General features: G+C 73.3%; 14 protein-coding genes. 5 read left to right on the top strand and 9 right to left on the bottom strand.

From position 1 onward, the window contains the following. Window positions 1–14: 14 nt before the first annotated feature. A complete protein-coding gene (locus tag ACA511_RS03700; protein ID WP_375022597.1) occupies window positions 15–6,545 on the bottom strand; it encodes an SDR family NAD(P)-dependent oxidoreductase in 6,531 nt (2,176 codons plus the stop codon). Between the two features lie 289 nt (window positions 6,546–6,834). Between ACA511_RS03700 and ACA511_RS03695 the strand changes: the two genes are divergently transcribed. Continuing rightward, window positions 6,835–9,123: a DHA2 family efflux MFS transporter permease subunit gene (locus ACA511_RS03695; protein ID WP_375022596.1), complete on the top strand. Its 2,289-nt coding sequence runs from the start codon at window positions 6,835–6,837 to the stop codon at window positions 9,121–9,123. Between the two features lie 9 nt (window positions 9,124–9,132). After that, window positions 9,133–10,362 carry a glycosyltransferase gene (locus tag ACA511_RS03690; RefSeq protein WP_375022595.1) on the top strand — a complete coding sequence of 410 codons (1,230 nt, stop codon included), beginning with the start codon at window positions 9,133–9,135 and terminating at the stop codon, window positions 10,360–10,362. Between the two features lie 9 nt (window positions 10,363–10,371). Here ACA511_RS03690 and ACA511_RS03685 read toward each other — a convergent pair whose 3' ends face one another. The 4 genes from ACA511_RS03685 to ACA511_RS03670 all read right to left on the bottom strand — a co-directional run bounded on the left by ACA511_RS03685 (window position 10,372) and on the right by ACA511_RS03670 (window position 15,973). Then, window positions 10,372–13,149: an MMPL family transporter gene (locus tag ACA511_RS03685; RefSeq protein WP_375022594.1), complete on the bottom strand. Its 2,778-nt coding sequence runs from the start codon at window positions 13,147–13,149 to the stop codon at window positions 10,372–10,374. Window positions 13,150–13,261: 112 nt separating this feature from the next. After that, complete coding sequence (locus ACA511_RS03680; RefSeq protein WP_375022593.1) at window positions 13,262–15,046, bottom strand: fatty acyl-AMP ligase; 1,785 nt, start codon at window positions 15,044–15,046, stop codon at window positions 13,262–13,264. 256 nt (window positions 15,047–15,302) lie between these two features. After that, entirely contained in the window at window positions 15,303–15,548 is a 246-nt protein-coding gene (locus ACA511_RS03675) for a zf-TFIIB domain-containing protein (protein ID WP_375022592.1), read from the bottom strand. A 134-nt stretch (window positions 15,549–15,682) separates the two neighbouring features. Continuing rightward, on the bottom strand, window positions 15,683–15,973 hold the full coding sequence (locus ACA511_RS03670; protein WP_375022591.1) for a hypothetical protein: 291 nt from the start codon (window positions 15,971–15,973) through the stop codon (window positions 15,683–15,685). Window positions 15,974–16,178: 205 nt separating this feature from the next. On the opposite strand from ACA511_RS03670, the gene ACA511_RS03665 reads away from it, so the two are divergent. Continuing rightward, the gene (locus ACA511_RS03665) at window positions 16,179–17,006 is read left to right on the top strand and encodes a hypothetical protein (RefSeq protein WP_375022590.1); all 828 of its coding nucleotides are present in this window, start codon (window positions 16,179–16,181) and stop codon (window positions 17,004–17,006) included. 470 nt (window positions 17,007–17,476) lie between these two features. Then, window positions 17,477–18,220 carry an IclR family transcriptional regulator gene (locus ACA511_RS03660; protein WP_375022589.1) on the top strand — a complete coding sequence of 248 codons (744 nt, stop codon included), beginning with the start codon at window positions 17,477–17,479 and terminating at the stop codon, window positions 18,218–18,220. A gap of 61 nt (window positions 18,221–18,281) precedes the next feature. Here ACA511_RS03660 and ACA511_RS03655 read toward each other — a convergent pair whose 3' ends face one another. Continuing rightward, a complete protein-coding gene (locus ACA511_RS03655) occupies window positions 18,282–19,436 on the bottom strand; it encodes a tyrosine-protein phosphatase (RefSeq protein ID WP_375022588.1) in 1,155 nt (384 codons plus the stop codon). Window positions 19,437–19,548: 112 nt separating this feature from the next. After that, complete coding sequence (locus ACA511_RS03650) at window positions 19,549–19,911, bottom strand: YkvA family protein (RefSeq protein WP_375022587.1); 363 nt, start codon at window positions 19,909–19,911, stop codon at window positions 19,549–19,551. Between the two features lie 328 nt (window positions 19,912–20,239). Between ACA511_RS03650 and ACA511_RS03645 the strand changes: the two genes are divergently transcribed. After that, on the top strand, window positions 20,240–21,217 hold the full coding sequence (locus ACA511_RS03645; RefSeq protein WP_375022586.1) for a hypothetical protein: 978 nt from the start codon (window positions 20,240–20,242) through the stop codon (window positions 21,215–21,217). On the opposite strand, the gene ACA511_RS03640 is transcribed toward ACA511_RS03645, so the two are convergent. Beyond that, window positions 21,193–21,828, bottom strand: a complete 636-nt coding sequence (locus ACA511_RS03640; protein ID WP_375022585.1) for a septal ring lytic transglycosylase RlpA family protein — start codon at window positions 21,826–21,828, stop codon at window positions 21,193–21,195. The two genes, ACA511_RS03645 and ACA511_RS03640, sit on opposite strands and share 25 nt — an antisense overlap. 437 nt (window positions 21,829–22,265) lie before the next feature. Continuing rightward, window positions 22,266–23,222 (bottom strand): hypothetical protein, encoded by a 957-nt coding sequence (locus ACA511_RS03635; RefSeq protein WP_375022584.1) that lies wholly within the window; start codon window positions 23,220–23,222, stop codon window positions 22,266–22,268. Window positions 23,223–23,334: the final 112 nt, after the last annotated feature.

The following is a 23,334-nucleotide window of genomic DNA, read 5'->3' as shown; positions in this document are numbered from 1 at the left end:
AGGTGAGTCGGCCCTCAGCGGGCCGTTGTTGACGTGAGGACGGCGTCGCGCTCCCGCCGTCCCGCCAGCCTGCCCTCCAGGTGCGCGGCGAGAACCTCCACACCGGGCGGGTCGAGCAGGTTGAGGTGGTGCACCCCGGGGATCGTGACGATCTCCAGGTCGGAGCAGAGCCCGCCGAAACCGTTGGTCCCGTCGAGCACATAACGGGCATCCCGGACGGCCCAAGGGGTCTCCTCGGGCGCGTAGTAGAGGATGACACGTCCGTCGTACGGCTCGGGCTGGTACGCCTCCAGGGAGCGGGTGTCCTGGTGCGACGTGAGCTGGTGGGTGAGGGCCGCCGGGGGGATGTAGTCCACGAGCGGGGCCGCGCGCTCCATGACGAGCGCGAACTGGGCCTCCTCGTCCAGGCCGGACAGCTCCTCGTAGGTGAGCGTGACGTCCAGGCCGTACGTCTCGTTGATGTAGTCGGCGAACGCGGAGAAGCGGCGGGCGAGCGTGTCGGACTCGTCGTCCACCGGGAGCGGCAGGCCCGCGTCGAACAGCGCGACGAACTCGACCTCGCGCCCGGCCGCCTTCAGCTGCCGGGCCGTCTCGTAGGCGAGGACGCCGCCGAACGACCAGCCGCCCAGCCGGAACGCGCCCTCGGGCTGCGCTTCGAGGAGGTGCTGGACGTAGCGGGCGGCGCGCTCCTCGACCGGCGGCGCGTCCTCGAACCGCTCCAGCCCGTACACCGGCTGGTCGGCGCCGAGCAGGTCGACGAGCTGGCGGTAGCAGGCGGTGGTGCCGCCCGCCGGGTGCGCGATGAAGATCGGCCGCCGGTCGCCGTCATTGTGGGGGGACGACCCCCCACTCCCCCCGGAACGGCCTGGCCTCAGCGGACGGACGGTCTGCCGCGCCGCCTCCTCGTCCGCCGCCCGGATGTACTCGGCGACGTTCTCCGCCGTCGGGACCTCGAACAGCTCGCCCCGGGTGACCGCGGCGCCGAGCTCGGTGGAGACGAGCGCCACGATCTGGTCGGCCTGGTGCTCCTGTCCGCCGAGGTCGGCGAAGAAGTCGGCGGTGACGCCGACGCGGTCGAGGCCGAGGATGTCCTCGAAGATGCGGACCGCGAGCCGCTCGGCGGCGTCGCGCGGCATGACGTACCCGGACTCGGCGTTCGAGACGGCCGCGGGCGCCGGGGCGCCGGACAGGCCCAGCTCGCCCGCCGCCCACTCCTCGAACACGTTGACGCTCGCGCCCTGGAGCAGGACCGACGCGGGGACGGTCAGCCCGAGGTCGTGCTCGACGCCGCTCTTGATCCGGACGGCGACGAGCGAGTCGAGGCCGAGGTCGGTGAGCGGGACGGACGGGTCGAGGCGCTGCGGGTCGAAGCCGAGGACGGCCGCGATCCGGTGCCGGATCTGCGCGGCGATCAGCTTGCGGGCGGCGGCCGGGTCGAGGTCCTTGAGCGCCGCGACGCCCGGCCAGTCGCCGGCGTCGTCCGCGCCCAGCTCGTCCGCCGCCTCGGTCAGCGCGGCGAAGTACGGCATGTCGCGGATCTCGGGGAACAGCCCGACCGCCGTGGCCGGGTCGAAGCGCAGCACGCCCGTCGCCGGCAGGTCGTGCACGAGCAGCGCTTCGAGCGCTTCGGCGCCCTCCGCCGGGCTGATCGGGTCGATGACGGTCACCGCCGCGTCGGCGGCCCCGCCGACCTGCGACCAGGTGCCCCAGTCGATGGTGGTCCCGGGCCGCCCCTGCGCCCGCCGGGCGGCCATCAGCGCGTCGACGGCGGCGTTCGCGGCGGCGTAGGCGCCCTGGCCGGGCGAGCCGAGCAGCGCGGCGGCCGACGAGTGCGTGACGAACCAGTCGAGGTCGAGATCCCAGGTGGCCTCGCTGAGCCTCCGCGCGCCCTCGACCTTCGCCGTCCACACCCTGTGGAGATCGTCCGGGCCGAGGTCGGCGATCAGCCGGTCGTCGATGGCGCCCGCGCCGTGCACGACGCCGCACAGCCGCTCGCCGTCCTCCCGGGCGACCCGGACGAGCCGCTCGGCGGTGCCGGGCCGGGCGATGTCGCCGAGCACGACCCCGACGTCCACGCCGCTCTCCCGGAGCCTGGCGATCACCTTCTCGGCGTCGGCGCCGGGCCCGCCGCGCCCGGACAGGACGATGCGCCCCGCCCCGCGCTCGGCCAGCAGCTGCGCGGTGACCAGGCCGATCCCGCCGTACCCGCCGGTGATGACGTAGGCGCCGCCGCGCCGGACGACGCGCTTGCGCTTCGCCGGCGCCGCCGGCAGGGCGGCCTGCGCGAGCCGCGCGGCGTACCGCGTCCCGCCGCGCCAGGCGACCTCGCGCGCGTCGGCGCCGGCGAGGAGCTCGGCGACGAGATCCGCCGGACGGTCGACGTCCACGTGGGTGGCGCGCTGGACGGTCCGCTCGAACGCCAGCACACGCGTGAGCGCGCTGACGAACCCGTGGCCCGGCAGCCCCTCCGCGCCGTGCAGCGGGAGGGCGTCGCGGGTCGCGACGTAGAGCCGCGGCCCGTCCGGCAGTGACCGGCTCACGCCGACGACGGCGAGCACGAGTTCCTCATCGACGAGATCGGCCGACGGAACGAGCACGACGCCCTCGACCGGCTCCTTCATCGCCGGGTGGTCGTCCGGCGGGCGGTTCGTCGCCCGATGCCGGATGACGGTCTTCCCGCGCTCCTCCAGACCCGCGGCGGTCGCGGTGGCGAGCGCGTCGTCCTCGTCGGACAGCACCAGCCAGGTGCCGCCGTCCGGGACCTCCGTGCCGGGCAGCGGGGCCTCGTCCCACACCAGCTCGACGAGCTTGTCGGCGAGGGGGACGGGGACGTCGGGCCGCCCGATCCGGCGCAGGACGATGCCGGTCGCTTCGGCGAGGAGGCCGCCGTCCGCGGACAGGAGGGCGACCGTGCCGGTCACGCCGTCGTCGTCCTGGACGACCGCCGCGCGGACGTGGCCGCCGCGATGCGTCGGTCCGTACACGCGGAGGCTGCCGATGGTCTCGGCGAGCCACACGCCGCCCTCGCCGCCGTCCACCGAGCCGGCGGCCTCGTCCGACAGCACGGACAGGCAGCGGTCGAAGACCTCGGGGTGCAGCCGGTAGTGCCGGCTGCCGCGCTCGGCGGCGGCGACCTCGGTGGCCGCGCCGGGCTCGGACGCCGCGGGGGCGCGGTGGTCCTCGCCGACGTCCGCGCTGGCCAGCCGCGCCCACGTGCCGGCGGGCGTCAGCGCGTGGATCTCCACCCGCTGCTCGGCCTCGGCGAACGTCGTGGTCACGGTCGTGTGGTCGGCGAGGGCGAGCGGACGCTCGATCCACAGCGTGTTGACGCGGACGTCGCCGGTGCCGAGCGCGGTCGCGCCCGCGGCGAGCGCCATCTCCGCGAACGCGGCGACCGGCAGGGCGTGCAGCCCGTGGACGGCCAGGCCCTTCAGCCACGGCTGGGCGGCGAGGCCGACGTCGGCGCGCCAGGCGTGCCGGTCCTCGCCGGGGAGCTCGACGTGCGCGCCGAGCAGCGGATGCTCGTCGTTCTTCGCCGCCGCGCGGGACGACAGGTCGACCCAGTGCCGCTCGTGCCGCCACGGCGACTGCGGGACGTCGACGATGCGCCCGTCCGAGGGGACGGCGACCCGGTGGCCGTGCGCGGCGAGGGTCGCGAGCTGCGCGTGGAACGTGAGCGTGTCGTCGGTCTCCTCGCCCTTCCGCGCGCGCTTGAGCGTGTGGGTGACGAGCGCGCCCGTCCCGTCGAGGGTCTCGCCGACCGCGTGGGCGAGGATCGGGTGCGCGTTGACCTCGACGAACGTCCGGAACCCGTCCTCGGACGCGGCCGAGACCGCGTCGGTGAGCCGCACCGCGTTGCGCAGGTTCGCGGCCCAGTGCTCGACGCCGAGCACCGCGTCCGAGCCGAGGTAGGCGCGCGGGTCGTCGAGGGCGGTCGTGTACAGCGCGATGCCGTCGGCGAGCGGGGTGCCGCGCTCGGCGCCGACGTCGGCGAGGAGTTCGCGCAGCTCGGGGAGCAGCGGGTCGACCTGCGGGGAGTGCCCGGCGCCCTCGGCCTGCACCATCCGGGCGAGCCGCCCCTCGGCCTCGGCGCGCTTCACCACTTCGGCGACCTGGTCGGCGTCGCCGGTCACCACCGTCTGCCTCGGGGAGGAGTGCACCGCCGCGTACACCTCGGGCAGCCCGTCCGCGAGGCGCGCGACCTCGTCGGCGGACGCGCCGAGCACGGCCATCGCGCCGCCGCCGACGAGCCGCGTCAGCAGGCGGGACCGGCGGCAGATGACGCGGACGCCGTCCTCGGCCGTGAGCGCGCCGGCGACGACGGCCGCCGCGACCTCGCCCATCGAGTGGCCGACGACCGCGCCGGGCGTGACGCCGTACGACTTCCACATGCGGGCCAGGCCGACCTGGATGGCGAACAGCACCGGCATGGCGTCGGCGGGGCCGTCCGGCTTGCGGCCCTCTTCGAGCAGCGCCCACAGCCCGGGGCCGCCCTCCTCGGCGAACAGGCCGTCCAGGTCGTCGATGGCCTCGGCGAAGGCGGGCTCCTCTTCGAGGAGGCGCTGCGCCATGCCCGCACGCTGGGCGCCGTACCCGGAGAAGACCCATACCGGACGGCCCGGAGCGCCGAGCGCGGAACCCGTCACCACACCCGGGTGGGGACGGCCTTCGGCGAGGGCGGTGAGCCCTTCCACGAACCCGGCACGGTCCCTGGCGGAGACGGCGGCGCGGGACCGCCCGCGGCCGGCGCGCCCGTGCAGGGTGCGGGCGACGTCGGCGAGCTTCACGTCGTCCTGGTTCGGGAGCCACTCCGCGAGAAGGGCCGCGTGGTCGCGGATGCGGTCGTCGCTCGTGTCGGACAGCGGGAACGTCCTGACGACGGTCGGCTTGACGGTCGTCTCCTGCGCCGGGGCCTCTTCCAGGACGACGTGCGCGTTGGTCCCGCCGAAGCCGAACCCGGACACGCCCGCACGCGCCGGGTGCCCCCGGTCGGGCCACGGGATCTCCTCCGCGACGACCGCGAGGTGCAGCTCCTCGAACGGGATGTGCGGGTTGGGTTCCTTGTAGTGCGCGCTGGGCGGGATTGCCCGGTGGTGCAGCGCGAGGACGGCCTTGATGAGACCGGCTATGCCCGCCGCCGACTCCATGTGGCCGAGGTTCGACTTCGCCGAGCCGAGCAGCAGGGGCGCGTCGTCGTCGCGTCCCGCGCCGAGGATCTCGCCGACCGCCTTGGCCTCGATCGGGTCGCCCAGGAACGTCCCCGTCCCGTGGGCCTCGACGTAGTCGACCTCGCGCGTGTCGATGCCCGCGGTCGCGTAGACGTCGCGGAGCAGGGCGCGCTGCGCGTCGGAGTTCGGGGCGACGAGCCCGTTCGAGCGGCCGTCGGAGTTGACGCCGGAGCCCTTGACGACGGCGAGGATCCGGTCGCCGTCGCGCTGCGCGTCCGACAGGCGCTTCAGGACGACGGCGCCGCAGCCCTCCGCGCGGACCATGCCGTCGGCGGACGCGTCGAACGCCTTGCAGTGCCCGTCCGCCGCCGTCCCGCCCGCGAGGTCGAACGTCATCGTGACGGTCGGCGACAGCAGCAGGTTCACGCCGCCCGCGAGCGCCACGTCGGCCTCGCCGCTGCGCAGCGCCTGGACGGCGAGGTGCGTGGACACCAGCGACGACGAGCACGCCGTGTCGACGATCATGCTGGGGCCGCGCAGGTCGAGCAGGTACGACAGGCGGTTCGCGATGATGCTGAGCGCGGCGCCGGTCGCCGTGAACGGCTCCAGGGACGCGAGGTCGGACGCGGTGAACGCCGCGTACTCCGGCGCCGACACGCCGACGAACACGCCGGTGCGGCTGCCGCGCAGCGACGCCGGGCCGATGCCGGCGTGCTCGAACGCCTGCCACGCCACTTCGAGGACGAGCCGCTGCTGCGGGTCCATCACCGCGGCCTCGCGCGGCGTGATGCCGAAGAACTGCGCGTCGAACGCGGCGACGTCCTCCAAGAACCCGCCGAGCCGCGTCGTCCTGCCGAGCAGGTCGCGGACCTCGGGGGAGCCGTCGTCGAACGGCTCCCAGCGGCCGTCCGGCACCTCGCGGACCGCGTCGCCGCGCCCGGTCAGGAAGCGCCAGTAGTCGGCGGGGCCGGTCAGGTCGCGGTCGCCGCCGGGGAAGCGGCAGCCGATGCCGACGACGGCGATCGGCTCGTCGTTCGCGGCCGCGCGGGCGGGCTCCGGCTCCGGCTGCTCGCGGGCGGCGGCGCCGCCGCCCGCCAGCGCGACGGAGAGCTTGTTGATCGTGGGGTGCTCCCAGACGAGCGTCGCGGGCAGGGAGCGTCCGAGCATCTGCTCCAGCTCGCCGGCGATCGCGACCGCGTCCCGGGAGGCGAGCCCGAACTCCTCCAGCGGACGGTCGGGGTCGACGTCGGCGGCGGTGGTCCTGGAGCGGCGCGCGATCTGCTCGATCAGGTGCCGACGGATCGAATCCTCAGAGATCCGAGTCTCGTCCCGCGGGGTGGACTCCCGCACGGCTCCGGAACGATCATTGCTCTGCATGCGCTGGGTTCCCCCCATGAAACCGGGATCGTTCATCGAAGCGGAGGGACCACTTTGTCCTACACTGACCGGCTCACGATGCGCATCCAGACCACTTTTCTCAGCGACGTCTTGTCACGGTGATGACAAGACTCGGCAGTAACCAATGTGGCCTGATGGGATAGTTGGGGCGGCCCTGCGAAGAGTCAGGGCTGAGTAACGAGACGCCAACCAATAGTAACAATAGCGACTACTGCTTTTAGGGGGAAGCGGCGGATTTCCCGGTGCGGGACCCTCGCCGTACGGACTCTTGACCCGGGGCCGATACCGATGGGCGCTGGCGGTCGTGGCCGTCAGCGCGTTCATGACCACCATGGACAACACGGTGGTCTTCACGGCCCTGCCCACGATCATGGCCGACCTCGACATGTCGTCCTCGGCCAAGGACTGGGTCGCCACCGGCTACATCCTGATGTTCTCCTGCCTGATGATCACGGGCGGGCGGCTCAGCGACGTCTACGGCTGCCGCGTCACCTTCACCACCGGCATGGTCGTGTTCACCGCGGCGTCCGCCGTCTGCGGGCTCGCGGAGACCTCCGAGGTGCTGATCGTCGCCCGCATCGTGCAGGGCGCCGGGTCCGCGCTCGTGCTCCCCGCCACGCAGGTGATGGTCACCGTCGGGCGCAACGACAAGCAGCGCTCGATCGGCAACATCGCCTTCATCGGCGCCGCGTCCGCCGCGACCGCGCTCGGCCCCGCCATCGGCGGGTTCATCGTCGAGCACTGGCACTGGGGCTGGATCTTCCTGATCAACATCCTGCCCGGCATCCTGGTGACCGTCCTCGGCCTGTTCGTCCTCACCTCGCGCGGCGAGAACAAGCACGCCCGCATCGACCTGCCCGGCGTGCTGATCTCCGCGACGATGCTGTTCGCGTTCATCTACGGGCTGGAGTCCGGCAACAAGCACGGCTGGGCCGACCCGTCGGTGCTCAGCGTCTTCGCCCTCGGCGTGATCGCGCTGGTCTGCTTCGTCGTGGTGGAGAACTGGGCCCCCGACCCGATGATCGACCTGCGGTTCTTCCGCAACCGGGTGTTCACCGGCGGGCTGCTGTCGCAGATGCTGTACGGCATCGGCTTCAACGGCATGATGTTCTACTCGCAGCCGTTCCTGCAGCGCTTCCTCGGCTTCTCGCCGTCCGAGGCGGGCCTGGTCATGCTGCCCCCGGCCATCGCGATCATCGTGCTGACCCCGGTGGCGTTCTTGATGGCCGCCAAGATCGGCCCCCGCCCGGCGATCGGCGCCGGGATGGCGCTGATGGGCCTCGGCATGGTGCTGTTCTCCATGCTGAAGGTCGGCGACGGCTACGCCGACCTCATGCCCGGCGTCATGCTCGTCGGCGTCGGCGCCGCCCTCGGCATGCCGCTGGTGATGTACGTGCTCAAGGCCGTCCCGGAGAAGCGGGCCGGGGTCGCGAGCGGCGTCATCAACGTGATCCGCGAGGCGTCCGGCGCGTTCGGCATCGCCATCGTCGGGCTGCTCATCCACCACATCCCGGACGACGGCGCGAGCACCGCCGAACTGGAGACGTTCCGCGCCGGCACCTCCTCCGGCCTCATCCTGGGCGCCGTCCTCGTCCTCATCGGCGGCCTGGTCAGCGGCATCACCCTGCCCAGCCGCCGGGGCTGGCTCGGCCCGAAGCACGGCAAGACGTCCCCCATCGTGCCGGACGCGCCGAAGTTCGACCCGTCCGCGACACCGCGCGACCCGATCCCGGTCCTGGTCGCGCCCGCCGCCGCGGCCGAGCCCGAACCCCTCGCCGCCCCCGTCGCCACGGCGAGCGCCGCACCGCCGAACGTGCCCCTCCCGCTTCCCCTCACCTGGGAGGACGAACCCATGCCGGACGAATCCGTCTCCGCCTCCACACCCGGGCCCCACTGGTGGACCGACGACCTCAAGCCCGCGGACGACGCCTACACCTGGCAGGACGACGGGCGCGTCGCCCCGACGCCGTGGCCCGCGCCCCCCGCCGAGCCGCCCGCGCCGCGCGACGGCGAGGAGGAGGGCGGCCCGGCTCCCGAGGACGGCCCGGCTCCCGAGGCCGCGCTTCCGACCGCTCCGATCCCGGTGGTCCCCCCGCACCCCGCCCCGGACGCCGCACTCCCGGGTGGCACGGACACCGCCCCGTCCGGCGGCGCTCAGCCGACCCCGGCCGCCGCGTGGAATTCCGGCACTTCAGAACCGGAGTCCACGCCTGACCAGAGCAGTTCCGTGCCAGAGCCGCGGACGCCGTCGCCCGCTGAGGCGACGCCGAACTCCGGCGACTCGGGGCAGGCCCCCGAGGCCGGTTCGGAAACTCGTCCGGAAAAGGGAGATGGCCCGGCCGTCCTGCGGGCTTCGTGGAATGCCGAGGCCGCGGAACGCGAAGCCGCGGTCAACCCGCCGGGCGGGCCCGGCGCGGGGGACACCGCGGGCGGGGCACTGCCCGCCGGAGAGGACGGGGAGCGCCCGACGCCGCCGGAGGGCTGGTACCAGCCCTATGTCCCGGAGGCGGAACCGGCGGAGGATCCGCAGGTCACCCCGCGCAGCGACGCCTGGTAGGAGGCACCCGTGAGCAGAATCGTGATCTTCGCGGCCGGGTCGCGGGGGGACATCCAGCCCTGCGTGGCGCTCGGGCTCGCGCTGCGGGCGCGCGGCGACGAGGTGCGGCTCGTGGCGAGCGCGCGGTACGCGCCGATGGCCGTCGCGGCGGGGCTGGAACTCGCGCCCCTGACGGCCGACCCGACCGAGATCCTCGAATCCGACGCCGGGCAGGAGCTGCTCGCGGGCGGGCGAAATCCGGTGAAGTTCCTCGGCGGATTCCGGCGCATCCTCGGCCCGATGGCAGAACGGCTGCTGGCCGAGTGTTTCGACGCCTGTAAGGGCGCGGACCTCATCTTGGGACCGACACTCGGATTCCTTCCCGTGCACATTGGTGAACATCTCGGAGTTCCGTGGGCGCTGATTCATTTTCAGCCGAGCGAGCCTACGGGCGCGTTCCCGCATCCGTTCGTCCCGCAGGCGCGGGCGCTCGGGCCGTGGGCGCGGCGGGCGAGCTTCCGGGCCGTCGACCAGATCGCGTGGCAGCTGTCGCGCCCCTTCATCAACCCCTGGCGGGACGAGACGCTGCGGCTGCCGCGCCTCCCGCTGCGGGGGCGGCGGCCGGACGGCCCGGTGCTGGCGTGCTTCAGCCCGGTGGTCGTCCCGCGCCCGGCCGACTGGGGCCGCAACGTCCACCTCACCGGGTACTGGTTCCTCGACGAGCCGGAGTGGCAGCCGCCCGCCGAGCTCGCGGAGTTCCTCGCGGCGGGCCCCGCGCCGGTCTACGTCGGGTTCGGGAGCATGGTCCCGAAGGATTCCGAGATGACCGACCTGACCGTGCGGACGGCGTTGAAGCTCGCCGGGGTGCGCGGCATCGTGCAGGGCGACCCGGGCAGTTCGGACGAGCAGGTCCTCGCGGTCCGGGACGTCCCGCACGCGTGGCTGTTCCCGCGGACGGCGGCGGTCGTCCACCACGGCGGCGCCGGGACGACCGCCGCCGGGCTGCGGGCCGGCGTGCCGACCGTCGTGTGCCCGTTCTTCGGCGACCAGCCCTACTGGGGCGAGCGCGTGGCGGCGCTGGGCGCGGGACCGGCCCCGCTGCCGTTCCGCGCGATGACGGCGCCGCGGCTCGCGTCGAAGATCCGGCAGGCCGTCGAGGACCCGGAGACCGCCGACCGCGCGGACGCCCTCGGGCGGCGGATCCGCGCCGAGGACGGCGCCGGCCGCGCCCGGGAGATCATCGACTCGCTGCTGCGCTGAACGCGCCGCTCAGCGATCGTCCGCCACGTCGCTCCAGCGCCAGCCGGACCCGTCCGGGGCGGGGACGATCGCCCGCCGGGTGCGCGGGTCGCGCCGCGGCCTCGGCTGCGGCGGGCCGTCCGCCCAGGGCTGCCACGGCGCGCCGCCTGCGGGGGCGTGCCCGTTGTCCGCCTCGGCGCCGTCCGGCGTCCGGAAGACGAGCCGGGGCGGCTCGGTCGGCCCCGGCAGCGGCGCGGCGGGCCGGAACCCGTCCTGCGACTGCGGTACGGCCGACCTCTCGTGCGCGAGCGGCGGCTCCGCCGGCCGGAACGCCGCCCGGCCGCCGCGCGGAGCGGCGGCACGCGACGGAACAGGCGGTACTGGCGGAACGGGCGGAACAGGCGGAACGGGCGCGGGCGGCGGGGGCGGCGGCGCCTGGAAGGCTTCGCCGGCGGCCACGCGCTGCGGAGCGGAGGGCTCCGTGCCCGCCTCCTCCCAGTGCAGCGCGTACGGGTACGGCTGCTCGTCCGGGAGGCGCGGCGGCGCGGCGGTCGCGCCCGCCGGGACCATGGCGGTGTGCTCGCGCAGGTCCATGCGGGCGTGCAGGCCCGCGAGGAAGGGCGGCAGCCACCAGTTCGCCGCGCCCATGAACCGCATCGTCGCCGGGACGAGCAGCGAGCGGACGAGGGCCGCGTCCACCACGACCGCGACGAACATGCCGACGCCGATCAGCTTGACGACCGTGATGCCCGCCATGCTGAACGCCGCGACGACGACGAGGAACAGCAGCGCGGCGCTCGTGATGATGCCGCCGGTGTGCTGCATGCCGGACGCGACCGCGACGCGGTTGTCATGGGTGCGGTCCCATTCCTCCCGGATGCGGCTGAGCAGGAAGACCTCGTAGTCCATCGAGAGGCCGAACACGACGGCGAGGATGAGGATCATGCTGGTGGCCTCGACGCCGCCGGTCGGGGTGAAGTCGAGGACGCCGGCGAGATGCCCGTACTGGAAGCCCCACACGATCGCGCCGAACGACGCGCCGATCGACAGGACGTTCATCACGATCGCCTTCAGCGGCAGCACGATCGACCCGAAGAACATGAAGAGCAGGATGAACGTGGCGACGCCGACGAACAGCGCCATCTTCGGCAGGGTGCGCATCAGGCTGGACATCAGGTCCATCTGCGCGGCCGTGCTGCCGCCGACGTCGATGTGCATCGGGTAGCCGTCCTTGGACAGACTCATCCCGCGGATCCGGGTCACGAGGTCCTGGGCGTGCTCGTCCATCGGCTCGTACTTGTGCGTGACGGAGATGCGCACGCCCCCGTACGAGCCCGAGTAGCCGGTGAACTGGGCCTCCGTGACGCCGGGGAGCTTGCCCAGGCGCTGCCGGAACTCCTCCAGGTACGGCGGGATGGGGTCGTCCTTCTTGGCGGGCTTCCAGTCGCGGGGGATGAGGTCACCGGAGATGACCACGTCGATGGGTTCGACGGAACCGTTCGGGAAGTCCTTCTTGATGGTCTCGACCACGGCGCGGGTGGGGCTGTCCTTGGGCAGGACGCGTGCGTCCACACTGCCGAACTGGACGTTCAGGAACGGCACGAACATCACGCCCAGGATGGCGAGCACGACCGCGAAGTACGGCAGCGGGTGCTTCATCACGCTGTGGCCCAGGCGGTACCAGAAGCCGCTCTCCGGGTCGCGCTGCGCGCGCTTGGCCGTGGGCCGCCGCCACGGCATGCGTCCGAGTTCGACGCGCGGCCCCAGGAGCGCCAGGAGCGTCGGCAGGAGCACCGTGGCGCCGAAGACCGCGACCATGACGGTGGCTATGCCGGCGAGCCCGATCGTCCGGAGGAACATCTGCGGGAACAGCAGCAGGCCCGCCAGAGCGGCCGACACGGTGATGCCGCTGACCAGGATGGTGCGGCCCGCGGTCGCCATGGTGGCGGCCAGGGCCGACTCCCGCAGCGGCTTCAGGTCCGCCTTGTACGCCTTCTTGGCGGCCTTGCGCGAAGCCTTGTCCCGCTCACGCTTCCAGGGTTTGCCCGGTGGCACCCCTTGCGCGGACATACCTCGCTCCAGTTCCTCACGGAACCGGCTGATGATGAACAGCGAGTAGTCGATCGACAGGCCGACGCCCATCATCGTGACGACTTCCAAGGCGAACGACGTCACGTCCGCCGCGTACGTCACCACGTGCAGGACGGCCAGGCCGCCGATCGTCGAGAAGATCGCCACGATCATCGGCAGCTGGGCCGCCATCCACGCGCCGAAGAGGATCATCAGCAGGATGAACAGCGGCAGCGCCGTGATCAGCTCGGCGCGCACGATGTCGGTGACGACCTGCTGGCCGAACTCCTCGCCCAGCGGGATGGCGCCGCCGTACTGGACGCGGAGCCCCGGCGCCACCAGCCCGTCCTTGACCGCGTGGTAGTTCTCGGTCATGGTCGCGCCGGTCTCGCCCCGCAGCTTCACCGCGACGAACGTCGAGCGCCGGTCGTGGGACGTGAACGACTCCGCCGCCTTACCGTCGAACGACCAGTAGGAGATGATCTCCTCGACCTGCGCCTTCGGGAGCCGCGCCACGGTCGACACGACGCTCGCCTCGTAGCGCGGGTCGTCCACCGTCATCGTGTCGCTCGTGTAGAGGACGAGGACGTCGGGGTTGGTGCTGCCGAAGTAGGTCGCGCCCAGCTTCGCGACGAGCGTCGAGGACGCGTCCGGGTCCTCGAAGCCGCCCTCCTTGAACTTGGCGAACACGCCGAGGCCCCAGCCGCCCGCGACCACGGTCATCAGCAGGATCAGCACAAGGCTGGTCCACCGTCGCCGGTGGATGAGACGCCCCAGCCCCGAAAGCATGATCCTCCTGTTTCGCCGCGGGCGGCGGGCCGCCCCGGATCCGAGCTACTCGCGCGAAGCCCTACCTGCGGGACGCGAGGCGCGCCGCCGTCGTCGGCAGTCCGCCGTCAAGGTAGCGCTGCCGCGTCGCCGCACGTGCGATCTTTCCGCTGGACGTGCGCGACACGCCACCCGGTTCGATCAACACGAAGTCGTGGACGCTCATCTCGTGCTCGACGTTGACGGCGCCGCGCACCGCCGCCTCGACCTCGTCGAGGTCCAGCCGTCCGAGGGGGACCCGGCGGTTGCGCTCGGCGACGATCACCAGCCGCTCGGTCTCGTCCCCGGTGAGGGCGAACGCCGCGACGTAGTCGGGACGGATCGCGGGGTGCGCCTCCTGCGTCGTGACCTCGATGTCCTGCGGGTAGTGGTTGCGGCCGTCCACGATGATGAGGTCCTTGATGCGGCCCGTGACGTACAGCTCGCCCTCGTGGACGACACCGTAGTCGCCGGTCTTCATCCAAGGCCCGGCGGGCAGCTCGCCGGGTTCGCTCAGCTCGCCGCCGAACGTGTCCTGGCTCCGCTCGGAGTTGCGCCAGTAGCCGGGCGCCGTGTTGGGCCCGTGCACCCAGATCTCGCCGACCCGGCCGTCCGGCTGCTCCACGCGGGTGTCCGGGTCGACGATCGCGACGAGCTGCCCGCACGGGCGGCCGCACGACACGAGCTCGGACCCGCCCTCGCCCAGCCGCAGGTCGCCCCGGGTGAGGGCCTCCCGGTCCACCGAGATGATCTTCGGCGGGACGTCCTCGGCGGCCGCGGTCACGAACACCGTCGCCTCCGCCAGCCCGTAGCCCGGCGCCTGCGCGCCCGGCCGCAGCCCCGCCGGCGCCAGCGCCTCCGCGAACGTCGCCAGCGTCGACGTGCGGATCGGCTCCGCGCCGTTCAGGCAGGTCGTCAGCCCGGACAGGTCCAGGCCGGCGAGCTTCTCCGGCGACGCCGTCGACGCGACGTACTCGTAGGCGAAGTTCGGCCCCGCCGTGTAGACGTTCTTGCCCGGCCGGTCCGCGATCAGCCGCAGCCAGCGCATCGGGTTCATGATGAACGAGACCGGGTCGGTGTAGATGGCGTGGTCGCCGTTCACCAGCGGCAGCGCCATCGTCGCGATCAGGCCCATGTCGTGGAACAGCGGCAGCCAGCTGACCAGCTCGGGGTTCGGCTTCTCCGGCGCCCACCCGGCCCACAGCTGCGCCGCGTTCGCCGTGACGTTCCCGTGCGTGATCTCGACGCCCGCCGGGCGCCGCGTCGACCCCGAGGTGTACTGCAGGTACGCGAGGTCGTCGAACGCGATGGGCTCGTCCTCCCACCTGTCCGCGAGCGCGAGGTCGACCTCCTCGGCGAAGAGGATCTCCTTCGGCTGCGGGACGTCGTGGTCGGCGAGGAACTTCTCCACGTGCGGCAGCGCGTTCCGCGTCGTGACGATCACCGCGGGCTCGGCGTCGGTGTAGGCGCCGATCAGCCGGTCGGCGTGCCCCGGAAGGTCGGGCGAGAACAGCGGCACCGCGATGACGTGCGCGTACATGGCGCCGAGCATGGTCATCATGTATTCGAGCGTCTGCGGCAGCAGCAGCGCCGCCCGCTCTCCCGGCCCGGTGACCTGCCGCAGCGTCGTCGCGACCGCACGGGCGCGCCGGTCGGCCTCGGCCCAGTCCACCGTGATGTGCGCGCCCGCCGGGTCGGCCGAGTAGTCGACGAAGGTGAAGGCCGGGGCGTCCGGCTTCTCCTCCGCCCACCTCGCGACGCGTTCGATCAGCGGTGTGCGGCCGGAGCCGCCGGGCAGCAGATCGGGAAGCAGCGAGCCCAATGCCATGGATCATTCTCCCGGGAGGACGGGCCGGACGGGCCCGGTGCGGTACGGGTGGGCGCCATCGGCGGGGTGTGGCCGCGTCGGCCGGACGGCGGTGTCTGGACGCCCTCGGCGACCGGCGATGATCGTCAAGCTACCGGATGGTAGTCAGTGCGCGATATTAGCTCGCGGTCACATTCGCCGCAGGCCGGTTTGTCACCGCCGTGACAACGGGATTCGCCTGGGCGTCCGCACGGTCACCGACCGTGCCGGAGCCCGCTCACCCGCCTGAGAAGATCCGCTCCACGATGCCCCGGCGGTGCCGCCCCTGGTAGGCCGTCTCCGGGTTCACCTCGTCCGGGAGCTCCGCGAGGTAGCGGCTCTCGGCGTCGATCAGCTGCTCCAGTTCGCCGCGGTCGAGGAACACGCCCTTGCACCCCGGGCACTCCTCGATCACCACCCCGTGGCGCTCGTGGGTGTCGAGCTCGGAATCGCACTTCGGACATCGCAGCGTCGCGTCTGACATACCGGATCCCCTGTCCGTCACGACAGCGTTTACTATCAGCCGGTCAGCCTACTGTCACCGGTCCCGATTTGGGATGCAATGCCCTTCAATACGTCTGTCGCAGAGCGGCCGGTGGTCACCCGTCGCCACCGCGGTCACCCGTCGGACGCCGCCCGGTCCAGCGCCAGCCGCCTCCTCAGCAACCCGACGCAGGCGATCCCCCACAGCAGCCCGATCTCGGCCACGAGCGCGATCCCGATGACGACCGCCCAGTCGGTCTCGTCCGCCTCCTCCATCCCGGCGGGCGACATCAACGTCATCCGGCTCTGCCCGAGCGCCACCTGCGGCGCCGCCGGCGCGTTCACCGGCGGCAGCACCACCGCCCCGGGCGGCGAGACGGTGGGCAGGTCCGGCACGGCGAACGTCCCCGCCGACGGCTCCCCCACCACAGCGGGCCCCCCTCCCGGCGAGTGGCCCCCCGCAGAGGCCCCCGCCCCGGGCTCGTCGTCCGAAGGCGGCTCGGCCACAGAGGGCTCCACGCCGGGGCACGACACCCCATCGGCACTCGCCGCACCGCCCCCGCACTGACCAGATTTAGGCGCCGTCCCTCCACTGCCGGACGGTCGCGGCTCAACGCCCGACGGCTTCACCGTGAAGCACGGCCTCCCGGCAACGCTCGCCTTGCCACCCGTACACGGCGCGCCCGACGACGAGTGTCCGCCACCCGCAGTCGGCTTCACACCCGAGGAATGCACGGACGGGCTCGGCTTATCGCCGGACGGCTTCACCGTGGAGCAGGGCCTGCCTGCGACGCTCGCCTTGCTGCTCGCACAGGGCGTCCTTGGCGGCGCGTGGCCGTCACCTGCGGACGGCTTCACCGTGGAACAGGGCCTGCCTGCGACGCTCGCCTTGCTGCTCGCACACGGCGTCCTTGGCGGCGCGTGGCCGTCACCCGCAGTCGGCTTCACCGTGGAACACGGCCTGCCTGCGACGCTCGCCTTGCTGCTCGCACACGGCGTCCTTGGCGGCGCGTGGCCGTCACCTGCGGACGGCTTCACCGTGGAACAGGGCCTGCCTGCGACGCTCGCCTTGCTGCTCGCACACGGCGTCCTTGGCGGCGCGTGGCCGTCTTCTGGGGGCGGGCACGGCTCGGTGTTGTCGCTTGTCGTGCGGGGCGGGCAGTGGCCGGTCGCAGGGCCGCTCGGACGTGTGGGGTGCGGGGACGGGCACGGTTTGCTGGTCGTCCCACCGGAGGTGCAGGGCGCGGGAGTCGTCGAACCGGGGTCGTTGCTTGGAGGCGGCTTCGGGGCGGGGAGGGCGAATACCGCGCGGGTCGAGCGGCTGGGGGCGTTCGCGGCCCTCGCCACCGCGAGGACGGTCAGGTTCGCGGACGTCGCCGAGGCCGGGATCCGGACGGTGGCCGTCCGTTCACTCGGCGCCTCGGCCAGGTCGCCCAAGGCGCAGCGGAGTTCGCGGTGACCGGACGGGACGCAGCCGGCGGAATGGCGCGTCCACGAGAGGGGGCGGTCCGCGGTGAGGCGCAGGGTGGCGTCGTGGGCGACGCCGCCTTCCGCGTGGACGCGGACCGTGTAGGTCAGGGCGTGAACGCGTCCGGTGGTGACGCCCCGTGAGGTCGTCATGTCCATGATCAGGCGGGCCGCGGGCTGGGCCGCGTCCGGCACGGCCCCGGCGGAAGGGCTCGCCGCCATCGCCACGGCCAGCGTCGTGCCGGCCGTGACCGCGCCCCAGCGTGTCCCTCGGCGCACCGTTCCCCCCAGCGGTCTCCTTGCATGGCTGCCAGGGGGGCGGCGCCGAGGCGCCGGGCACAGACAGTTATTGCCATATCGCCGGGACGAGTAACGTGCATCACTGCGGCAACCGCTTCTCTTTCGCACAGCGAAATCGATTCTCCGTAGAATCGGGTGGGTTGCGAGGGAGAGGAGACCCGGGTGGCGGAGGCCGTTCGGTCGCTGGAGCGCGCGTTCGACCTGCTGGAGCATCTGGCGGACGCCGGGGGCGAGATGGCGCTGTCGGAGCTGACGGAGGTCTCCGGGCTGCCGATGCCGACGATCTACCGGCTGATGCGGACGCTGGTGAACCACGGCTACGTGCGGCAGGAGCCGTCCAAGCGCTACGCCCTGGGCCCGCGGCTCGTCCGGCTGGGCGAGGGCGCCGGCCGCCTGCTCGGGACGTGGGCGCGGCCGGTGCTGGCACGGCTGGTGGACGAGGTCGGCGAGACGGCCAACATGGCGGTGCTGGAGGGCGACGAGGCCGTCTACGTCGCGCAGGCGCCGTCCAAGCACTCGATGCGCATGTTCACCGAGGTGGGACGGCGCGTCCAGCCGCACTGCACCGGCGTGGGGAAGGCGCTGCTGTCGCAGCTGCCCGACCAGAAGGTGCGCGAGATCCTGGCCCGGACGGGCATGGAGGCGCACACGCCCAAGACCTTCACCGACCCTGACGCGCTCCTCGCGGAACTGGAGCGGGTCCGCGCGCAGGGCTACGCGCTGGACGACGAGGAGCAGGAGATCGGCGTCCGCTGCGTCGCGGTGCCGCTGCCGGGGGCGCCGGCGTTGACGGCGATCTCGGTGTCGGGGCCGTCCGGGCGCATGACGCGCGAGGCCGTCCCGGACGTCGTGCCCATCATGCGCGACGCCGCCGAACGGTTCGCGAAAGAGCTGAGCCCCTCCTGACGCCGCGGGGGAGGCCGGGATGCTCCGGCAGGTCCCCGATCGGGACCTGCCGGCGACCGCGCTAGCGCGTCAGCAGCTTCTTCCTCAGGTTCACGATGGTCGGCTGGTCCAGGCCCAGCCCGTCCCGCAGGTAGCGGTCGAAGCTTCCGTACTCGGCGCGCACCCCGTCGAAGAACGCCTCAAGGTAGGCGGGCCGCTGCTCCAGGAGCGGGCGGATGAGTTCGACGTCGATGCCCTGGCTCGCCAGGTAGGTGTAGGTCCGCTCGTGCGACCGCGCGAGGTAGGTGTTGGAGAGCATGAAGTCGTCGACGACGGCCTTCTCCGGGACGCCGAGCAGGCGCAGGACGACCGCGGACATCACTCCGGTCCGGTCCTTGCCCGCGGTGCAGTTGAAGAGCAGCGGCGTCCGGGCGTCGTCGCCGAGGTGCAGGAGGACCTGCCGGAAACCGGCCCGCGCCGCCTCGCTGGTGGCCTGGGCGCGGTAGCCGTCGACGACGATCCGCTCCCCCTTCCCGTCGCCGAGCAGGTCGTCGACCACCCCGGGGTCACCGGTCCTCAGCGCCTCCTGGATCGCGACGGAGAGCGCGTTGCTGGACTCGTCGAGCAGCGGCAGGTGGACGGCCGCGGTACCCGGCGGCAGCCGGTCGGGGCCCGATCTGTCGATCTCCGGCCGGCCGCGGAAGTCGACGGCGGTGGCGAGGCCGAGGGACGCCAGCGTCGTCATGTCCGCGTCCGTCAGCGCGGCCAGGGCGTCCGAGCGGTAGACGAGGCCCCAGCGCACCGTGCGGCCGTTCGCCGTCTCGTAGCCGCCGAGGTCGCGCAGGTTGTCGGCGCCGGCCAGCGCGACGTGCCGGTCCGCGGCGATCGCGCCGTGCGCCCGCTCCGACCGCCGGGGGGCGATCTCGAAGTACCAGCGGCGGGCCGGGTCGAGGCCGGTGATCCGCGCGTCGCCCGAGGACGTCACCGTGACCAGCTCGCCGTCCCGGGAGGGGTCGCGCGAGTCGGCGGCGGCGTAGACGTAGACCGCGCCGGGGCGGCGCTTCTCCCAGTGGAGCCGGTACGTGCCGTCCGTGTCGCGGGTGACCGACGGCGCCGTGATCAGCGGATTCCCGTGGCCCCCCTCGTCGGCGGACGCTGCGGGGACGGCCAGCGACAGGGCGGTGACGGCCCCCATCGCGGCGCACGCCGCTCGGATCCCTGCGGACGCACGTGACATGGGGGCTCCCTGCTGCCGATCGGCCCGGACGGCTGGCAGGTTCGCACCGCCGCATGCCGCCGCCGGTGACGGATCCCGCTGAACGGGACGTCACCGGCGGTGGATACGCAGGTCAGTCGACGGGCTCGCCGACGATGACGGTGGGCCGTCCGCCGCGCTCCCAGGTGACGAAGTCGCCCGCGGACCGGACGAGGACGGCGGCCAGCCACAGGGCGAGGCCCGTGTCGTCGGCGATGCCCACGACGGGGATCACGTCGGGGATGGCGTCGATCGGGGACACGATGTAGACGACGCCCAGGGCGAGCAGTCCGAGCGTCCGGAAGGACATGCCCTTGTACTGCCCGCGCAGGACCGACTTGAGCATCCGGGGGACGGCGCGTACCCGCGTCCAGAGCCCCGGGGCGTCGGGCTGAAGGGTCTCGCTGTAGATCTGCCAGGCCTGCCCGGCGGCGGCCGCACTCCGCTTGCTGTCCACGAGCACTCCTCGTCCGAGGTCCAGGTGGGCGCGCCCCCGCGGCGCCCACGCATAGCTAGGACGCGACGATTGCCGGAAATGTTCCATCGGTCCGGTCATGAGGCGGAAGTCACGGGCGCTCCGCCGCCGGGGCCCCGGAGGTCCCGGCGCACGTCGCGCGGCGGTTCCATCGAGTTGCCTCGCAGGTGAGGTCTTCATCACTCTCAGGGCGGACGCGCGGCGGTTCACGGCGTGTTGCCTGGTGCGCACTGCGAGCATGTCCCCACGGGCGCCTCCCCCAGCACGACCGGCCTGGCCCGTCGAGCATGGCAGGAGCTGACGAACGGATATGAGCGGCGACCCTTCGAACCGTCCCGTCCACGGCACCGCGGCAGGCGACCCCTATGTCGCGCTGCCCCCGACCGCGGTGGACGCGACCGCCTCCGGCCCGGTCCGGCTGATCGTGGCCTGGCCCGGCTTCGACCCGCCCCGCACGGCCGCCGCGCTCGCCGCGGCGGTCCCGATGACCGGCGTGCCGGTGTGGCGGGTCTTCCTCGACCTGCCGGGCCGCTCGCCGGGCGGGCTCGGCTCCGGCGCGATCCTGGAGAGCGCGGCCATCGAGGCGTACTGCGCGGCGGTCGAGAGCGCCGCCGAGGGGCTGCCCGGCGCGCTCGCGGAGATCCGCCGCGACCTCGCGCTGGAGGACGGCCCCATCGCCGTGGCCGGCTTCAGCGCGGGCGCCGCCGCCGCGCTGCTCGCCGTGCTGCGCGGCGCCGTGCCGGTGACCACCGCGGCGCTCGTGGCGCCCGTCGTCGCCCCGGCACGGGCCGCGCGGGCGGTGGAGAAGCGCTCCGGCCGCGACCGGGACTGGTCGCCCCAGGCCGCCGACCTCGCCGACCGCCTCGACCTCGGCGCCCTCGCCGACGGCCTGGCCGGACGGGACGTCCCCACGCTGCTCATCGGCGGCGCCCGCGACCGCGTCGTCCCCGCCCGGGAGATCTCCGGCCTGCGCGACCTGCTGCGCCGGCACGGCACCGGACCGGTCGAGTCCACGACGTTCCGCATGGGCCACGCGCTCGCCGCCGAACCCGGCACCGAGCCCCGCCCGCCGATCACCGAGGCCGTCCAGGTCGACACCGCCCTCACCGACTGGTTCCGCGACCACCTGGCCCGCCCGCTGGACGGGCCGGGCGAGGCCGGCCGCCCGGACGCCCGGCCCGAGACCGGCGACCTCCCGGAGGACGTCCGGCACGGCGCCTGGACGACCGGCGACCAGGACGCTCCCCAGCCGCTCTTCGCGGGTCAGCCGCGGGAGAGCACCTCGTAGCGGACGGGGATCACCCCTGAGCCGGTGCCGCCGACCTTCTTCATCGCCGCCCTGGACAGGTCCAGGCAGCGGCCGCCCGCGTACGGGCCGCGGTCGTTGATGCGGACGGTGACCGAACGGCCGTTGTTCTTGTTCGTCACCCGGACCTTGGAGCCCATCGGCAGCGTCTTGTGCGCGGCCGTCAGCTCGTCCGGGTCGAAGGACTCACCGCTGGCGGTCATCTGGCCCTGCCAGTAGTAGGAGGCTTCGCAGGAGCCGGAGGCGACGACCTTGCGCTTCTTCTCGGGCTTCGCCAGGTGCGCGGCCTCGCTGTCGGACTTGGCCCGCTTCTTCTTCGGCGACTTCGCCGGTGACGGTTCCGGTGTGCGCGGCTTGCCGCGGCTCGCCCGCGGCGGGTCCGCGCCCGGCCGTCCCGCGAGCGGATCGCCGGACGGGTCGGCGGGTGGGTCGGCGGGCGGTGGCGCGGTCTGCGCGGCCTGCGCCGATCTGCTGGATCCGTTGCCGTTGACCAGGGCGAACGCGCCCACGGTGAGGACGGCGACGGCGGCTCCGGAGACGATCAGGACGGTTCGTAGGCGCGCTCGAAGAAGACGCCTGACAGGGCTACCCACAGAGGAGTCCTTTGTTAGGGGACAGGACCCCGGACGCCCGGCTCATCTCACGGCGCGCTCAGGCGACCTCGCTCGTCCCCCGAGTCCTCCGCCGCCCGCGGGCTCGCTGGCCCGTCTCTCCGCGCTCTCTCAAGGCGCGTCCGCGTTCATCGCGGTCCGGCGTCCGGCAGGTGCGGCTGGAAAGGCATCTTTACTTTTGATCTCTAAAGTGCCGCACAAGTCCTTGACCGTACGTTGCGTATCGCGTGAATCAAGACACAGGCCCCTGATTTGTGGGCTTTGTCACCCTAGTCTTTGCGCTGGGCAGTTGATCGACTTCGCGCGGTAACTGCCTGTGTAGATCGTTTTTACTCGCCATAGACGTGCGATCTCGGGCAAATAACAATCGCTCCCCGCCAACGGAACGCCCCGGGAAGTGTTGAGCGAGTAGCTAAATATCACCCGATGCCGGGCAGAGCCGGCAGGCCGAGCGCGGACGCGTCCGGCATGCTCAGCGGGCCGTTCGACAGCGGGCCGTCCGCGCGCCGCGCGCCCCGGTCCCTGGTCTTCAGCACGTCCACGACCTGGCCGACGCCGTCCTCGGTCTGGTCGATGCTCGCGCCGGCCTTGTTCACGGCGCCGTTCGCCTGGCCGAGGACTTCGTCGGACGGCACCGGCGTGCCCGATCCGGCGCGCCGCTCGCGCGGCGGGAAGAGCACGGCGCCGACCGGCAGCCCGCCGGGCTGCGCGGCGGCGAGCGCGGCCGGCACGTTCGGCAGGTCGACGGGCAGCCCGCCCGGCAGCGCGTCCGGCAGCGCCATGCTCACCGGCATGGCGGCGCGCCGGCCCGCCGGGAGGGCGGACGGCGCGTTCGCGATCTGGCCGATCGTGCTGCCGCGGACCGCGCCGCCGACGTTCGAGAGCGCCCGGCCCGCGGTGCCGACCGGGCCGGCCAGCGCGTCCGTGCCGGAGGTGCGGTCCCGGGCGCCGGCGCGCGTCGCGTCCAGGCAGGCGCCCTTCGGGAGACCGCCGAGCGGCTTCTGCCCGGCCGCGTCCAGCGGCGTCTCCGGCAGGCTCGTCCCGGCGTGGGAGTTGACCGCCTTGCCCGGGTTCAGCGTGCAGTGGTCGGTTCCGCGGCGGAGTCCGGACGCGCCCGGCATGGCGCGCAGGGCGCCGTCGGCGGCGCCGGTGGCCGCCTCGGCGGTCCGCCCTCCGGTCCGGACGACCGGCTCCGGCAGCGTCCGGACGGCCGGGTTGGCCGCGGCGGCGGCGTCGTAGAGGAGCGCGGTGGACGGGCCCGGCGCGGCGTCCGCGTCCGCGGGCGCGGCGCTCGCGGGCACGGCGGCGACGGCGAGCGCCGCGGCGAACGGGGCGACGACGGCGGCGCCCACCAGGCTGCTGGCTGAGAACTTCATTTCTTTCCCCCGGGGATTTCGGCTTTGACCCTGCATGTTCGAAGACTGCACGTTTGGAAGCCGCACGTTTTGAACCTGCACGTTTGAACCTGCACGTGTGATGTGCGCCCAC

The organism is Actinomadura sp. GTD37 (assembly GCF_041951365.1).
Lineage (GTDB): Bacteria > Actinomycetota > Actinomycetes > Streptosporangiales > Streptosporangiaceae > Spirillospora.
Note: the sequence above shows the minus strand (reverse complement) of the source record. Positions and strands in the feature narration are given on the sequence as shown.

Bases quoted from the DNA above. Each gene is read 5' to 3' on its own strand.
- ACA511_RS03700 (WP_375022597.1), bottom strand. From the start codon at position 6,545: ATGCAGAGCAATGATCGTTCCGGAGCCGTGCGGGAGTCCACCCCGCGG.
- ACA511_RS03680 (WP_375022593.1), bottom strand. From the start codon at position 15,046: ATGGCATTGGGCTCGCTGCTTCCCGATCTGCTGCCCGGCGGCTCCGGC.
- ACA511_RS03675 (WP_375022592.1), bottom strand. From the start codon at position 15,548: ATGTCAGACGCGACGCTGCGATGTCCGAAGTGCGATTCCGAGCTCGAC.
- ACA511_RS03655 (WP_375022588.1), bottom strand. From the start codon at position 19,436: ATGTCACGTGCGTCCGCAGGGATCCGAGCGGCGTGCGCCGCGATGGGG.
- ACA511_RS03645 (WP_375022586.1), top strand. From the start codon at position 20,240: ATGAGCGGCGACCCTTCGAACCGTCCCGTCCACGGCACCGCGGCAGGC.
- ACA511_RS03635 (WP_375022584.1), bottom strand. From the start codon at position 23,222: ATGAAGTTCTCAGCCAGCAGCCTGGTGGGCGCCGCCGTCGTCGCCCCG.